Below are 14,515 nucleotides of genomic sequence, written 5' to 3'. Positions count from 1 at the left end.
CCCGTCGGTAGAATGCCTCCCCATGAACGATGACCTCTCCCTCCTGCTCAACTCCCTCAATGACCCGCAGCGCCAGGCCGTGGCCGCGCCGCTGGGGCGCCAGCGCGTGCTCGCCGGCGCCGGGTCCGGCAAGACCCGCGTGCTGGTGCACCGCATCGCCTGGCTGATCCAGGTGGAGCGCGCCTCGCCGCACAGCATCCTGGCCGTGACCTTCACCAACAAGGCCGCCGCCGAGATGCGCGCGCGGATCGAGCAGCTGCTGGGCATCAACCCGGCGGGCATGTGGGTCGGCACCTTCCACGGCCTGGCGCACCGCCTGCTGCGCGCGCACTGGCAGGAAGCCGGGCTGCCGGAGAACTTCCAGATCCTCGACAGCGACGACCAGTTGCGCATCGTCAAACGCGTGGTCCGCGAACTGGGCCTCGACGAGCAGCGCTGGCCGCCGCGCCAGGCGCAGTGGTTCATCAACGGCCAGAAGGACGAAGGCAACCGCCCGCAGAACATCCAGGCCGGCGGCGACCTGTACCTGTCGACCATGGTCAGCGTCTACCAGGCCTACGAAGAAGCCTGCGCCCGTGCCGGCGTGGTCGACTTCGCCGAATTGCTGCTGCGCTCGCTGGACCTCTGGCGCAACCGCCCGAGCCTGCTGGAGCACTACCAGCGGCGCTTCCGCCACATCCTGGTGGACGAGTTCCAGGACACCAACGCTGTGCAGTACGCCTGGCTGCGCTTCCTCGCCAAGGGTGGCGAGAGCCTGATGGCGGTGGGCGACGACGACCAGTCGATCTACGGCTGGCGCGGCGCGAAGATCGAGAACATCCTGAGTTTCGCCAACGACTTCAGCGACGCCCAGGACATCCGCCTGGAGCAGAACTACCGCTCCACCGGCACCATCCTGAAGGCCGCCAACTCGCTGATCGCCAACAACAGCGGGCGCCTGGGCAAGGAGCTGTGGACTGACGGCGCCGACGGCGAGCCGATCACCCTCTACGCCGGCTTCAACGAGCACGACGAGGCGCGCTACATCGTCGAAACCATCGAGGATGCCCTGCGCAAGGACGGCATCAAGCGCAGCGAAATCGCCATCCTCTACCGCTCCAACGCCCAGTCGCGGGTGCTGGAAGAGGCGCTGCTGCGCGAGAAGATCCCCTACCGCATCTACGGCGGCCAGCGCTTCTTCGAACGTGCCGAGATCAAGAACGCCCTGGCCTACCTGCGCCTGATCCGCCTGCGTGACGATGACGCGGCGCTGGAACGGGTGATCAACGTGCCGCCGCGCGGCATCGGCGAGAAGACCGTCGAGGCGATCCGCAACGCCGCACGTCACAACGGCACCTCGATGTGGCGCGCGATCAACGACGTGATCGCCGCCAAGGCCGTGGCCGGCCGCGCCGCCAGCGCGCTGAACGCATTCCTGGAGACCGTCGACCTGCTCGCGGTGAAGGTCGAAGGCATGCCGCTGCACCAGATGACCCAGGTGGTCATCGAGCAATCCGGCCTGATCACCTACCACAAGGAAGAGAAGGGCGAGAAAGGCCAGGCCCGGGTGGAGAACCTGGAAGAACTGGTCAGCGCCGCCCGCGCCTTCGAGACCCCGGACGACGAGGACACCCCGCCGCTGGTGGCCTTCCTCGACCACACCGCGCTGGAGTCCGGCGACACCCAGGCCGACGCCTTCGAGGACAGCGTGCAGCTGATGACGCTGCACAGCGCCAAGGGCCTGGAATTCCCGCTGGTGTTCCTGGCGGGCGTGGAAGAAGGCCTGTTCCCGCACAAGATGAGCCTGGAAGAACCCGGCCGTCTGGAGGAAGAACGCCGCCTGGCCTACGTCGGCATCACCCGCGCCATGCAGCGCCTGGTCATGACCTACGCGGAAACCCGCCGCCTGTACGGCAGCGAGACCTACAACAAGGTCTCGCGCTTCGTCCGCGAAATCCCGCCGAGCCTGATCCAGGAAGTGCGCCTGTCCAACTCGGTGAGCCGCCCGCTGTCGGGCAACCAGTACAGCGGCAACCTGTTCGCCGGCGCCGGCGTGCCCGACACCCCGTTCAGCCTCGGCCAGTCGGTGCGCCACCCGCTGTTCGGCGACGGCGTGATCCTCAACTTCGAAGGCTCCGGCGCCCAGGCACGGGTGCAGGTGAATTTCGACAGCGAGGGCAGCAAGTGGCTGATGATGGGCTACGCCAAGCTCGAAGCGATCTGACGCTCCGGTCCCACCGGGATACGCAGGAGCGGACTCCGTCCGCGATGCTCCGAGCTCGCGGTGAGCTATCGCGGACGGAGTCCGCTCCTACGCCAGGTTCAGCAACGGCGTCAGTGGTGATGCCCGCCGCCATCCTGGCAACAAGTCACCGCCCCGGACAGACAGCCTGGCCCATGTCATCCAGGCCGTAGCCATCGAGTTGCGGCAGCATGAACTTGTCCACCAGCAACGGCTTGCCGATCTTTCCGGCGAAACGATCGGCGCCGGTGGCGGAAGCACCGATGTAGGTCGGGTGCGCCAGTGGCTCGGCGGTTTCCGGGCGCGGCATCGGCTCCTGCGACTGCAGGATGGCCTTGCCGTTGAGGTAGACCGTCAGCGCCCCCTTCTCCGGTCCCGGGAAGGGGAACTTGGAATAGGGCTTCACGTAGAAGCTGGCCACCAGGGCGTTGCACCGGCCGTCCAGGGTGATGGGCTCACTCTGCACCCGCAACGGGCCGCGCCACACCTCTATGCGCCCTTTGTCGATGGCCATGCCCCACAGCCCTTCCTGCTCCACCAGAACCTGCCGCGCACCCTCCACCCGCGTCTTCCCCAGGCCGAGGCCGAAGCTGTAGGCACCGTGCACCGGAGCCCGCTGGTAATCGCGACCGCTGAGGAAGGCCGGCTGCTTGCCGACGGCGGCGTGCCAGGACAGGGGCACCGGCCGGTACTTCTGCTCCCAGCTACGCAACAGGTTCATCGCCTCGTCGCGGCCAATCGGCTCGAAGGCTTCTGCCTGGGGCGCACTCGAACCCAGCGGGCCAGTCACCGGATGGCTCTCCAGCTTGCCCAGCGTGGGCCGGTAGAACAGACCGCGCCCGGTGAGGTGGCCACCGTAGGTCATGCCCCAGGTCATCACGTCCGCCGCCCAGTAGAGTGCATCGACCTTGGGCAGCGGCTGACCCTTGGCGATGTAACCGGACAGGTCACGTCCGGTCAGTCCTGCCGGGGGCTTGCCGCCGGCCATGCCGACCAGCGTGGGATACAGATCGGTGATATGGCTGATGCCGGTCACATCCGCGTTGCCGCGATGGCCGGGCCAGAGCACCAGCAACGGAGTACGAACCCCACCTTCGAGGTAGGTCATCTTGGTGCCGGTCAGCGGGAAGTTGCTGTCGCGGGCGAGGTTGGGGCTGCCGTTGTCACTGGTGAATACCACCAGCGTGTTGTCCAGCTGGCCGCTGGCACGCAGCGACTCCAGCAAGCGGTCGACGTTGTGGTCCAGCTGCTTGAGCACGGCGAGGTAACGACCTTCGTCGGTATCCGGGAACTGGCTGCGGAAGGTCTCCGAAGGCTGGAACGGATGGTGTGGCGAGAACAGCCAGAGGTTGATGAACCAGGGCTTGCCGCCTTGCCGTCCCTTGTCGATCAGCTCGATGGCGCGGTCGGTGAGCAGATCATCGAGGTGCCCCTGGTATTGCACGGGCGGGCCGTCGTTGGTTTCCAGCCAGGGATTGATGAAGGTCGGCGGGCCGTTGACCAGCTTGCCGTTCTTGTCCGGCCCATGCAGCACGAAGTGGTTGAGCATGCCGAACCAGTCGTCGAAGCCGTGGTGATTGGGACGGATCTGCAGGTATTCGATGGCCTCGCCGACGTGCCACTTGCCGATATGGTGGGTGCTGTAGCCCAGGCCCCTGAGCGATTCGGGCAGGGTCTGCAGGTCCGGCGAGAGCCCCAGCCCGTTGGGCTCGAAGCCGATGCTGACCGGAGCGCGGCCGGTCAGCAGCGCCGCCCGGCTGACCGAGCAGGTACTGTCGGTATAGTGCTGGCGGAAGCGCAGGGATTGCTGGCTGAGCTGGTCCAGGGTCGGCGTCGGCGCCTTGTCGTCGCCCCAGGCGCCAATGTCGTTGACCCCCAGGTCGTCGGTCAGGATGAACAGGATATTCGGCTTCGCAGCTTGATCCTGAGCATTGCTCACAGGGACCATGGCAAGCAGAATCAGCCAGGCAATGGCTAGTCGGGTCGTGAGCGCAGAAGTCGCTCGCGTGGAAAAGAACAACATTCAGTGAATTCCCGAAAAATGCTTAAGAATCTTTTCGCGCCAAAGAGCAACGGCGATACCAGCGCCCCTTCCCATGGATTGCTGCTGGACTATCCGGCCCTGATGGCCGGAGTGGCCGGGCAGGCTCCGCACTATGCCGGCAATGCCCCCTTCGCGCATATCGTCATTGACGATTTTCTGCCGCCGTCGACCTTTGCCAGGCTGCTGCAGGAGTATCCGCACGACCAGAATGATCCGCTGTGGAACAACGCGACCCATACCGACAAGGCCAGCGGCGAGTACGTGCAGAAGGACAAGCGCAATATCCGCGATCCGCTGCGCATGCCGCCGACCTACCGCCAGCTGTTCTGGGAGCTCAACTCCCACGCCTTCCTCGACTACCTGGCGCAACTGACCGGCATCGCCAATCTGATCCCCGACCCCAATTTGCGTGGAGCCGGAATCCATCAGATTTCCCGCGGCGGCTTCCTCAAGGTGCATACCGACTTCGCCACCCACCGCGACTTCGGCCTGGATCGGCGGATCAACGTGCTGATCTACCTCAACGAGGAATGGCCCGAGAGCTACGGCGGCCACCTCGAACTGTGGGACTCGCAGATGGCCGGCCCGCCCCGTCGCGTGCTGCCGATTGCCAACCGCTGCGTAGTGTTCAGCACCACCTCCAGTTCGTTCCACGGCCACCCGCACCCGCTCACCTGTCCCGATGGCGTCTATCGCCGCTCCCTGGCGCTGTACTACTACACCAACGGCCGTCCGGAAGGCGAAGCACAGCCCGGTTTCGCCACGCACTGGCGCGACGTGCCCGCCTGACCTCAGGCGTCGGCGGCGCGGCGCGCCCAGGGGGCGCGCCCGGAGTAAGTCGCCAGGTGCGACTTGAGACGCAGGAAGGGCATTTCTACCAGGCGATAGCTCAGCCAGGCCAACGCCCAGGACAGCGCCAGGCTCAAGGCGATGCGCAACAGGTAGGCCTCGGCGTTCGCTTCCAGCGTCAGGCCGGCGGCCTTCAGCGGGTACAGACAGTAGAACTGCACCGGCACGTGGATCAGGTAGAGCGAATAGGAAATCCGCCCGAAGTGATCCAGCAGCGGGTTGGCCAGCAGCATCTTGATCCGCCAGTTCAGCGCCAGCAGGCCGAGCATCGCGCCGCCCCAGAGCAGCGCTTCCAGGTTGTGGTACATCGGCAGCGCCTGCAAGGCGTTGCGCTCCCCGCTCAGGGAGAACCACCACCACAGGCGTCCCAGCCCCAGCAGGCAACCCGCGAGCAGCACAGCGCTGACCAGCGCACGTTGACGTAGCCAGGCATAGCCTCGGCCCAGGCTGAATCCGGCGCAGGCCGCGCCCACCAGAAACGCCCCGGCGCGGCCGAACAGCGAGTTCTCCCAGAAGTTGGTCGGTGACAGCCAGCCCGGCGTGTGGAACAGCCAGACATGCGCCACCGCCCAGGCCAGCAATGCAACCGCAACCAACCAGCGGCCGCTTCGGTAGCGCAGCAGCCAAAGGGTCCAGGGCAGCAGCAGGTAGAACTGGATTTCGGTACACAGCGACCACCAGGGCACGCTGAACGGGAAGGCCTGGAAGCCGATGGGAATGAACAGCAGCGCCTTCAGCGCCGCAGTCTTCTGCGTCACGAACCAGGCCAGCAGCACCGCCGCGTAGTAGAGCGGCACAATGCGGAAGAAGCGCGCCGAATAGAAGCGCCGGATGCTCACCTGCTGGCCGTCGCGCAGGCCCTGCAGGAAGGGCCGCGACAGGAGGAAGCCGCTGAGCACGAAGAACAGCGTGACGCCGGTGTTGCCGCCACCGAGCAGCGTCACCCACCCTGGGTTATCCGCCCGTTCCGCCAGGGCGAGAATGCCGAAGTAGTGGAAGCCCACCACCAGCAGGATCGCCCAGCCACGCAGGGACTCCAGCTCGGGCAGGTAGCTGGCGGGCTGGCGCAGCCCTGCCCGGACATCGGCTTGATCAGTCATGTACCGATCGCCCGACGGGTGCACACACAGCCTGTGCAGCGGCTCGTAGCACCATGCTCACCCGCCCCCGGTTCATACCGGAACAGCCCCCGGTACTCGCTCGCCGGAAGCGTAACGTTGCTTCAGCGCGAGGAAGCGCTTCTCGATGATGACGTAGCTCAGGTGGGCAAGCGCCAGGCTCAGAGCGAATCCGAACAACAGGCAGGCCAGTGTCGGGATGCCATGGGTAGCGGCCAAGGACAGGCAATACAGGATCACCGGCAGGTGGATCAGGTAGAGCGAATAGGAAATACGCCCCAGGTAGCGCAATAGCCCGCTGTCGGCAGCCCCCACCAGGCCTGGCGTTGCCAGCATCACGAAGGCGACAGCCGCCCACAGCAGGCTCTCCGGCAGCACGACCCAGGGCTGCCGCAGGGAAAACTCGACCACCCCGTGCTCCACGCTGACCTGCAGGAAAACCATCAGCACCAGCGTCAGCAGCAACAGCGCCGCGCGCCCCCGCCAAAGCGTAATCAGCGGCAGGCGACGCTCCACCAGCGCCCAGCCGATAACCATGCCCGCCAGAAAGGCCGGCAGCTTGCCGCCCAGGGAGAGAATCCAGTAGAGGGTGCCGAGCAGGCCGAAGGATATCCCGTGCAGACAGACAGCCATGAACACCGCCAGCCAGGCGAGGAAGGCGGCCAGCAGCAGAAACCGACAATGGTCGAGCATCAGGAAGATCAGTGGCAGCGCGAGGTAGAACTGCACCTCCGTGCTGAGGCTCCACCAGACGTTGCTGAAGCTGCCGACCGAGTGCCCCCAGGCGAGAAAGCCCAGCGCCGCGGGTAATTGGACATACTGTCCGGTCACCAGCACTCCCACCGCCACCATCAGGTAGTACAGGGGCAGGATACGCAGGGCGCGCTGCACGGCGTAACGCCTCAGGTTCACCGCTTGCCGACGTTGCCGCGCCTGGAAAAACGGGCGCGACACGAGGATTCCGCTCAACAGGAAGAACAGCGTGACGCCACTGTTGCCGGCGTAGATGAACGCCAGCCAGTAGTCCCCGCCCCTGGGCGGCTGAAACCCCCAGGCCTGGGTGACGCCGTGGTACAGGACCACCAGGAGGATCGCCACGCCACGCAAGTCATCCAGCACGACGAGGCGCGTGTTTGCCCTGACGTCGGCGTGTTCGCTCACGACTCAGCTGGCCGGCTGCTGCTGGGGTTGCGGCTGGCCTTGAGTCAGGCGCTTGAGCTTGCGGGTGTTCTCCAGGTGCTTGCTGGCGTGCACGTAGAACGAGCGCAGTCCCGCACCTTCGTCGGCCTTAGCCTCTTCGAACAGCAGCTTGAGCAGCGGATGGTCGTTGCTGCGGTCGCCGCCGGGCTTGCGCAGCACGCCCAGGCCGAAGCCGTGGTTGAAGGTGAAGGTCTCGTGCTGGCCGCGGGTCTCGTCCCAGAACTTCCAGGCGCCGAAGTCCTGCAGGCGGGCCATGACATCGTGGAACAGGATGATGCCGCCCGGCTTCACCTTCGGATACCAGTTGGCGAAGTCGGCGCTGACCGCCTCGTAGGTGTGGAAGCCGTCGATGTGCAGCAACTCGATGCTGTCGTCGTCGAAATGCTTGAGCGCGTCCTCGAAGAACATCCGCATCAGGTACGAGAAGCCATGGTAATGCTGGCGGTTGTGGTTGTTCACCGCGTTGAACACCGATTCGTCGTACTTGTCGGTGTGGGCATCGCCCTCGAAGGTGTCCACCGCATAGCAGACGCCGTCGATGTCGTTCTCCTTCATGGCCTGGCAGAAAGTGAAGTAGGACAGCCCCTTGTGCGTGCCCAGTTCCACCAGCATCTTGGGCCGCAGCGCGGTGACCAGGTCATAGCCGAACGGCAGGTGGTCGACCCAGGTGCTGAAGACCATGTGCAGCGGCTCGAAATGCTTGATCGACGGAGGCATGTAGAGGGTGTTCATGATCTGGCCTTCTCCGGAAACGGATGGTCGGGGAGCGATGATCCGCACCGGTGTCTGCACCGGGGCGAGGCGGAATTCGGGCTTGAGCGCCTGGTCGGCGAACGGGTCTTCCTGGCGTCCGGCACAGCGCTGGACACGGTCCATCCCGCGCTGCACCGAGCGTTCGAGATAACGCAGGCTTGGCGCCTTGGCCTGGCCGAGCAGGATGGGCTCGACCGTCGGCGAACGGAATGGCTCGCCCAGCAGCTCGCAGAGCTGATCGCTCTGGCGCTTGAGCAATTCCTCGCGGCCCTCCACTTCGGAAGTGGTAACGCCGCCATGCAACTGGTGGAACGACCCCTCACCCACCAGCATCACCGACTGGGTGCGCGGATGCATCGCCGCCTTGCGGTACAGGTAGAGGTTCAGCGCGCCGCCACCAGGCATGTCGAAGCGCTCGTCGGCACGGCCGATGTCACGGAACACCTGGGCATTGATGAACAGGCAGTTGCTTTCCATGAACGGATGGAAATAGCCATTCGGATTGGCGCCGCTCCAGCAGGAAATATCGAACAGCCGATAACCACTGGATGAGTCCGGCCAGCCGATATCCGCCAGCAGCTTCTGCTCGGCTTCCTCGGAGTAGCCATGGGTCAGGTGGAACTGCTGTTCGTTCTCGCCCAGGTGATAGCCGGGCACCACCACCATGGCGTCGGGCGTCATGCGGAAAGCCATCAGCGCGTACTTGACCACGCCGGGGGTTACCAGCCGCGCGCCATCGATCATCAGGCCGATGAACCGGCCACGCGCCTGGGCAACGCCGAAATTGATCGCCGGCGCCGGCGATACGCCCGCCTCGTCGCGCAGGTAGTAGCGGAAGTTGCCGGGCAGCCGGGCGATGGCCTCGGCATCCATGTTCCGCTGCGAGCGGTTCTCCACCAGGATCACTTCGTAGTCGTCGGCATCGACGCCCTGCTGGTAGTCCGGCGTCAGGCTGATCAGGGTGTTGAGGGCCTGGCGCGGCATGTCGTAGGCGATGACGATGATCGACAGCAGCGGGCGCTTCTCGTGAAACGCGGTCATACGGCCTGTACCCGATTCAGCGAGTGGTTGAGGAAGCGGAAGATGTGCGGGTGCGCCGAGCCCAGCAGGATCGGCCGCACGCTCGGCGGATGGCGGTTCTCCCCGCGAATCTGCTTGTCCTGCTCATCGAGCAGCTTGTACACCCGCTCGCGTTCCTCGCGCAGCGTGCCGGTGGTTACGCCGCCATGGAACTGGTGGAACGACCCTTCGCTGTAGAGCAGGTAGAACGGCGTGTTGGGGTATTCCAGCAAGCGCTTGTAGAGGTCCAGGTTGGCGTTGCCGCCGCCGAAGTCGTTGTAGCGCGGATTCACCCCGCCCAGCGCCTTCCACTTGCGCAGCGACATGCCGATGAAGTTGCTTTCGTAGTTGGCCTGGAAGAAACCGCCCTGGCAGGAGCCGCTGAGCACCGCGATGTCGAACAGGCGATAGCCGTTGCTCGGCCACTCGATGCTCTGCAGCAGCACCTGTTCGGCGTCTTCGTTGTAGCCCTCGTTCACCGCCACCTGCTGCAGCTTGTGGCCGATGTGGTAGCCGGGCACCGAGACCGCCGCTTCCGCATCCAGGCGGAAGGCATCCAGGGCGTGGCGCAATACGCCGGGCGAGAGCATCCGCGCGCCGTCGATCATGATCGCGACATGGCTGCCACGGGCCTGGGCGGCGCCGAAGTTGATCGCGTGGACCGGCGTACGCTCGGTTTCGTTGCGGTGGAAATAGCGCACGTTGCCGGCGTGGCGGGTGGCGCGCTCGCGCCCCAGCAGCCGGTCGGAATGGTTCTCGACGACTATGACTTCATAGTCGCGTTCGTTCACCCCGTGCTGGTAGGCAGGGCTGAGCGACTGCAGCGTCTTGTCGGCCTGTTCCGGCATCTTGTAGACGATAACCACGACGCTCAGGCGCGGCGCGCGACGAAAGATGGGCATGACACAACCCCCGGATCAGTAGGCGATGGCTTTGAGAGCCTGATACATGGCATCCAGCTCGGGCGCGAGCGGCTCGTCGCCGTGCCGGTGGTGCTTGAGTTCGGAGCTGAAGAAACGCTCGCTCGCCGGCGGCTGCAGGCCGAAGCCGCGCAGTACCTCGTCGAGCTGATGGTGCAGGCTGTCCTCGTCCTGGTCGAAGCAGAGCACCGGGAATTTCACCCGGCCGTGCAGTTCCAGCAGGCGGCTGTTGTAGGCCTTCCACAGCCCCAGGGCCTGTTCGCGGGGCATGCCGCCACGGGCCTGGAGGGAGTCGGCGACCGCCGAAGGATGGCGGAAGATGCCGACGAAGCGCAGCTGCGGCAGCAGCTCCAGCCATCCCTCGACCGCCAGCAGCGCGCGCGGGTCCTTGAACCCCCAGCGCCTGACGCCGTCATAACCGCCGATCAGTTCGCGCGCGGCAGCGTATTCGGCCTCGGTCCAAACTGGCGCAGTGCTCGGCGGGTTGTCCCAGGCATGGCCGCGGGCGGCCAGCAGCGCATCATGGAAGGCCACGATGTCGCCGTTCTCGCGGTTGCCCTTGAGGTTGTGGGGGTTCCAGGTACTGTGCTTGCCCAGTTCCAGGCCAGACTCCTGCAAGGACCCGGTGAGGAAACTGGTGCCGCTGCGGTGCATGCCGACCACCATGAGGACCAGGTCTTCCGGGGGCTGGGGAGCTTTTCGGGAGGAGCGGAACAGGACATCAAATAGGCGCATACCAGCTCTTTTTCTTATGTTTGGGCGATGATCCACACAGATTGCGCCGCAATCGGCACACAGGCTTGCTGCGACGCATTGTGTTTAAATACCCCACCCTTTTCAATCCAACAAGAACGACATGAAGCACAGGGACATCATTCTATTCGGCGTTTACAGCGATCTGCGCACCGAAGTGGCGCGACGCTTCCTCGGATTCCTCTGGTGGATCCTCGAGCCCGTGATGTACATGGGTGCCTTCTATATCGTCTTCGGCCTGGCACTGGGCCACAGCCGCCCCGGCTATGTGCCGCTGCTGCTCAGCGGCATGGTCGCCTGGAAGTGGTTCGACGGCTCGGTCCGCCAGGCCAGCAACGCCATCCAGGCCAACGCCGGGCTGATCCAGCAGATCCACGTGCCCAAGTACGTGTTCGCGCTGATCCCGGTGCTGAGCAACACCTTCAAGTTCCTGATCATCCTGAGCCTGCTGATCTTCTCGCTGCTGCTCGCCGGCTACCGTCCGTCGCTGGAGTGGCTGGCGCTGCCGATGCTGATCCTCAACCAGCTGCTGTTCATCATCGGCTTCGGCTTCCTGCTCGCCTCGGTGCTGCCGTTCGTGCCGGACCTGCGCCAGGTGGTGGACAACTTCCTGATGCTGATGATGTTCATGTCCGGGGTGTTCTTCAGCATCCACGAGATCCCGGCGTCCATGGCACCGCTGCTCAACCTCAATCCGATGACGGTGATGATTACCGCCTTCCGCGATGTGCTGCTGCACAACCAGTGGCCCGCCTGGGGCGAACAGCTCTATGTGCTGTCGGTCGCCATCCCCTTCCTGCTCGTGGCGCTGTGGGTCATGCACCGCAACGAGCGCAAATACCCCAAGCTGCTGTTCTGAGGTGATGCATGTCCGGTGACCTGATTCTCCAGGCCGAACACGTCGGCCTGTCCTACCGGCAGCGGGTCGGCATGCTGCGCTACGAGTCGTTCTGGGCGCTGCAGGATGTCAGCTTCGAGCTCTACGAAGGCGAAACCCTCGGGGTGATCGGCAACAACGGCGCGGGCAAGAGCACGCTGCTGCGCATGATCGCCGGCATCGTCGATCCCGACCGCGGCTCCCTGCAGCGCAGCAAGCCGCTCAATGCCAGCCTGCTGGCACTCAACGTCGGCTTCAAGACGGAGCTGTCCGGGCGCGACAACGTAGTCATCAGCGGCCTGCTGCTGGGCATGCAGCTCGCCGACATCCGCCGGCAGATGGACGACATCCGCGAATTCAGCGAACTGGGCGATTTCTTCGAACGCCCGGTGGGCACCTACTCGACCGGCATGCGCGCCCGCCTGGGCTTCGCCGTGGCGATCCACGCCGATCCGGACATCCTGCTGATCGACGAAGTCCTGGGCGTGGGCGACCAGACCTTCCGCGAGAAATCCCACGCCGCCATGAAGGCCAAGATCAAGCAGGGCAAGACGGTGATCCTGGTGTCGCACAGCATGGAAGCGATCCGCGAGCTGTGCCATCGGGTGCTATGGATCGAGCGGGGCAAGTCGATCATCTGCAGCGACGCGGAAACCGTGATCAGCGGCTACCACGAAACCGTCCGTCAGGCCGTGCGTGAGATGCACAAGGCCGAGCGCGAGCGCAAAGCCGCCCAGCGCCCCCTCGAAGTCCAGGACTGAAAGCTGGCGGGCTCAGTGATGCCCGCCGCCGTTCTGCTCCAGCGTCTCGATCAGCGCCACCTGCATCCGTGAATGCACGCGGATGAACCAGCGCCAGAACACCGCGATCACCAGGGCGGCGATCAGCGCCACCACCACCAGCAGCTCGCCCGGCGGCAGGATGCTCGAGCTGAGCGCCGCCAGCAGCAGCATCATGCCGCCCAGCGACAGCAGCGGGATCAGCTCGGACACCACGCGGCGCACGCGCGCGGTGTGGCGCCCGGCGCTTTCCGCCTTCACGCCCATCTCCGCCAGCAGCATCGCCAGCGCCTTGAGCTTGCGGTAGGCGGCGATCAGGAACGGCAGCGACAGCAGCAGTGCTGCGCCCCAGATCAGCGCCTTGTGCAACGCATCGTGCTCGACGAACTGCGCCAGCCACTGCGACAGGCGGTCGGCGAAGAACGCCAGGGCGAAGAAGATGGCGATCACCAGGGTCAGGTTGACCGCGACCTGCAACAGGATGCGGCGGATCATCCCGGCGAGGATCGCCTTGTCGCCGCGCGGCTTGATGCTGCGCAGCCATTCACCGTACAGGCTGAACACGCGCACCATGGGCGACGGCAGGCTGCGCCCCAGGTACAGCGCCAGCGGGTCGGCCGAGCGGATCAGGTAGGGCGTCAGCAGCGTGGTGATGGCCGACACGCCGACCACCACCGGGTAGAGGAAGTCGCTGGTCACGCCCAGGCTCATGCCCAGCGCGGCGATGATGAAGGAGAACTCGCCGATCTGCGAAAGGCCCATGCCCACGCGCATCGAGGTGCGCCCGTCGTTCCCGGCGATGAAGGCGCCGGCGCCGCAGGAAATCAGCTTGCCGGCGACCACCACGAAGGTGATTACCAGGATCGGCGCGGCATAGTCCACCAGCACCTTGGGGTCGATGGTCAGGCCGATGGCGACGAAGAAGATCGCGCTGAACATGTCACGCACCGGCTCCATCAGACGCTCGATCTGGATCAGCTGGCGCGACTCGGCCATGATCGCGCCGATCAGGAAGGCGCCCAGGATCATGCTGTATTCCAGCTTCACCACCAGCAGGCAGAAGCCGAAGCACAGGCCCAGCACCGTCACCAGCAGCATCTCGTTGCTTTCGAATTTTGCCACGTAGGCCAAGAGGCGCGGCACCAGCAGGATGCCGACGACCAGCGCGACGACCATGAACAGGCTGAGCTTGCCGACTGTGGAGAACACCTGGTCGGCCTCCACCGTGCCGCTCACGGCGATGCCGGAGAACAGCGCGATAATGCCGATGCCGAGGATGTCCTCGATGATCAGCACGCCGAAGATCAGCTGGGCGAAGCGCTCGTTCTTCATCTTCAGGTCGCCCAGCACCTTGATGATGATGGTGGTGGAGGACATCGCCAGGATCGCGCCGAGGAACAGCGAATCCATGGTGCTCCAGTCGAACAGCCGGCCGATCTCGAAGCCGGCCCAGATCATCAGGGTGATTTCCAGGAACGCGGCGATGAAGGCCGTGGCGCCGACCTGGAACAGCTTGCGCAGGGAGAACTCCAGCCCGAGGCAGAACATCAGGAAGATCACTCCCAGTTCGGCGAGGGTCTTGATCGTCTCCTCGTCATGCACCAGGGCGAACGGCGGGGTGTGCGGGCCGATGATCACCCCGGCGATGATGTAGCCCAGCACCACCGGCTGCTTGAACTGATGGCAGAGGATGGTGACGAAGCCGGCGATCAGCATGATCACCGCGAGGTCCTGGATGAAGTCGATGGCATGCATGGTCGGCGGTCCTCGCGGCGTGGGGGTCAGGGGGATCGCGCGGCTGACGGCCTCGCTCAGCGAAGCCTACCATCCGAACCCGCCGCCAGGCGGCTCTGAAAGAATCAGTAACAGACTGATTTGGAAAGGGAATCGAACGCCCCCATATCAGGCTTGCAGCCCGTACAGGGCAACAGCACGAAACAAA

The 14,515-nt window shown here is 65.0% G+C and carries 11 protein-coding genes; 4 read left to right on the top strand and 7 right to left on the bottom strand.

All coding sequences use genetic code 11. The annotated features are described in order from the left end of the window. The first annotated feature begins 22 nt into the window (after positions 1 to 22). The gene (gene uvrD / locus HNP46_RS26685) at positions 23 to 2,203 is read left to right on the top strand and encodes a DNA helicase II (protein ID WP_184595027.1); all 2,181 of its coding nucleotides are present in this window, start codon (positions 23 to 25) and stop codon (positions 2,201 to 2,203) included. A gap of 145 nt (positions 2,204 to 2,348) precedes the next feature. On the opposite strand, the gene HNP46_RS26680 is transcribed toward uvrD, so the two are convergent. Next, the gene (locus HNP46_RS26680; protein WP_184595025.1) at positions 2,349 to 4,169 is read right to left on the bottom strand and encodes a sulfatase family protein; all 1,821 of its coding nucleotides are present in this window, start codon (positions 4,167 to 4,169) and stop codon (positions 2,349 to 2,351) included. A gap of 93 nt (positions 4,170 to 4,262) precedes the next feature. On the opposite strand from HNP46_RS26680, the gene HNP46_RS26675 reads away from it, so the two are divergent. Continuing rightward, positions 4,263 to 5,054, top strand: a complete 792-nt coding sequence (locus tag HNP46_RS26675; RefSeq protein WP_260403274.1) for a 2OG-Fe(II) oxygenase — start codon at positions 4,263 to 4,265, stop codon at positions 5,052 to 5,054. Between the two features lie 2 nt (positions 5,055 to 5,056). On the opposite strand, the gene HNP46_RS26670 is transcribed toward HNP46_RS26675, so the two are convergent. The 5 genes from HNP46_RS26670 to HNP46_RS26645 form a co-directional block, all read right to left on the bottom strand. Beyond that, positions 5,057 to 6,214 (bottom strand): acyltransferase family protein, encoded by a 1,158-nt coding sequence (locus HNP46_RS26670; protein WP_184595023.1) that lies wholly within the window; start codon positions 6,212 to 6,214, stop codon positions 5,057 to 5,059. 72 nt (positions 6,215 to 6,286) lie between these two features. Beyond that, on the bottom strand, positions 6,287 to 7,393 hold the full coding sequence (locus tag HNP46_RS26665; protein ID WP_184595021.1) for an acyltransferase family protein: 1,107 nt from the start codon (positions 7,391 to 7,393) through the stop codon (positions 6,287 to 6,289). 3 nt (positions 7,394 to 7,396) lie between these two features. Beyond that, positions 7,397 to 9,226 (bottom strand): class I SAM-dependent methyltransferase, encoded by a 1,830-nt coding sequence (locus tag HNP46_RS35945; RefSeq protein WP_260403273.1) that lies wholly within the window; start codon positions 9,224 to 9,226, stop codon positions 7,397 to 7,399. Beyond that, the gene (locus tag HNP46_RS26650) at positions 9,223 to 10,146 is read right to left on the bottom strand and encodes a glycosyltransferase (RefSeq protein WP_184595019.1); all 924 of its coding nucleotides are present in this window, start codon (positions 10,144 to 10,146) and stop codon (positions 9,223 to 9,225) included. The genes HNP46_RS35945 and HNP46_RS26650 overlap by 4 nt, the downstream gene beginning before the upstream one ends. A 15-nt stretch (positions 10,147 to 10,161) precedes the next feature. After that, a complete protein-coding gene (locus tag HNP46_RS26645; protein ID WP_260403272.1) occupies positions 10,162 to 10,899 on the bottom strand; it encodes a sulfotransferase in 738 nt (245 codons plus the stop codon). Between the two features lie 121 nt (positions 10,900 to 11,020). Between HNP46_RS26645 and HNP46_RS26640 the strand changes: the two genes are divergently transcribed. Further along, positions 11,021 to 11,776: an ABC transporter permease gene (locus HNP46_RS26640; RefSeq protein ID WP_184595017.1), complete on the top strand. Its 756-nt coding sequence runs from the start codon at positions 11,021 to 11,023 to the stop codon at positions 11,774 to 11,776. An 8-nt stretch (positions 11,777 to 11,784) separates the two neighbouring features. Beyond that, entirely contained in the window at positions 11,785 to 12,555 is a 771-nt protein-coding gene (locus HNP46_RS26635; RefSeq protein WP_184595016.1) for an ABC transporter ATP-binding protein, read from the top strand. Between the two features lie 12 nt (positions 12,556 to 12,567). Here HNP46_RS26635 and HNP46_RS26630 read toward each other — a convergent pair whose 3' ends face one another. Next, positions 12,568 to 14,328 (bottom strand): cation:proton antiporter, encoded by a 1,761-nt coding sequence (locus tag HNP46_RS26630; RefSeq protein WP_184595014.1) that lies wholly within the window; start codon positions 14,326 to 14,328, stop codon positions 12,568 to 12,570. Between the last annotated feature and the right edge of the window lie 187 nt (positions 14,329 to 14,515).

It is taken from the genome of Pseudomonas nitroreducens (assembly GCF_014204515.1).
Classification (GTDB): Bacteria; Pseudomonadota; Gammaproteobacteria; order Pseudomonadales; family Pseudomonadaceae; genus Pseudomonas; species Pseudomonas nitritireducens_A.
This window is presented reverse-complemented; position numbering and strand designations above follow the sequence as displayed.

Excerpts from the sequence above, each read along its gene's own strand:
- HNP46_RS26670 (WP_184595023.1), bottom strand. The coding sequence starts at position 6,214 with ATGACTGATCAAGCCGATGTCCGGGCAGGGCTGCGCCAGCCCGCCAGC.
- HNP46_RS26650 (WP_184595019.1), bottom strand. The coding sequence starts at position 10,146 with ATGCCCATCTTTCGTCGCGCGCCGCGCCTGAGCGTCGTGGTTATCGTC.
- HNP46_RS26630 (WP_184595014.1), bottom strand. The coding sequence starts at position 14,328 with ATGCATGCCATCGACTTCATCCAGGACCTCGCGGTGATCATGCTGATC.
- HNP46_RS35945 (WP_260403273.1), bottom strand. The coding sequence starts at position 9,226 with ATGACCGCGTTTCACGAGAAGCGCCCGCTGCTGTCGATCATCGTCATC.
- HNP46_RS26640 (WP_184595017.1), top strand. The coding sequence starts at position 11,021 with ATGAAGCACAGGGACATCATTCTATTCGGCGTTTACAGCGATCTGCGC.
- uvrD (WP_184595027.1), top strand. The coding sequence starts at position 23 with ATGAACGATGACCTCTCCCTCCTGCTCAACTCCCTCAATGACCCGCAG.
- HNP46_RS26675 (WP_260403274.1), top strand. The coding sequence starts at position 4,263 with ATGCTTAAGAATCTTTTCGCGCCAAAGAGCAACGGCGATACCAGCGCC.
- HNP46_RS26680 (WP_184595025.1), bottom strand. The coding sequence starts at position 4,169 with ATGGTCCCTGTGAGCAATGCTCAGGATCAAGCTGCGAAGCCGAATATC.
- HNP46_RS26645 (WP_260403272.1), bottom strand. The coding sequence starts at position 10,899 with ATGCGCCTATTTGATGTCCTGTTCCGCTCCTCCCGAAAAGCTCCCCAG.
- HNP46_RS26635 (WP_184595016.1), top strand. The coding sequence starts at position 11,785 with ATGTCCGGTGACCTGATTCTCCAGGCCGAACACGTCGGCCTGTCCTAC.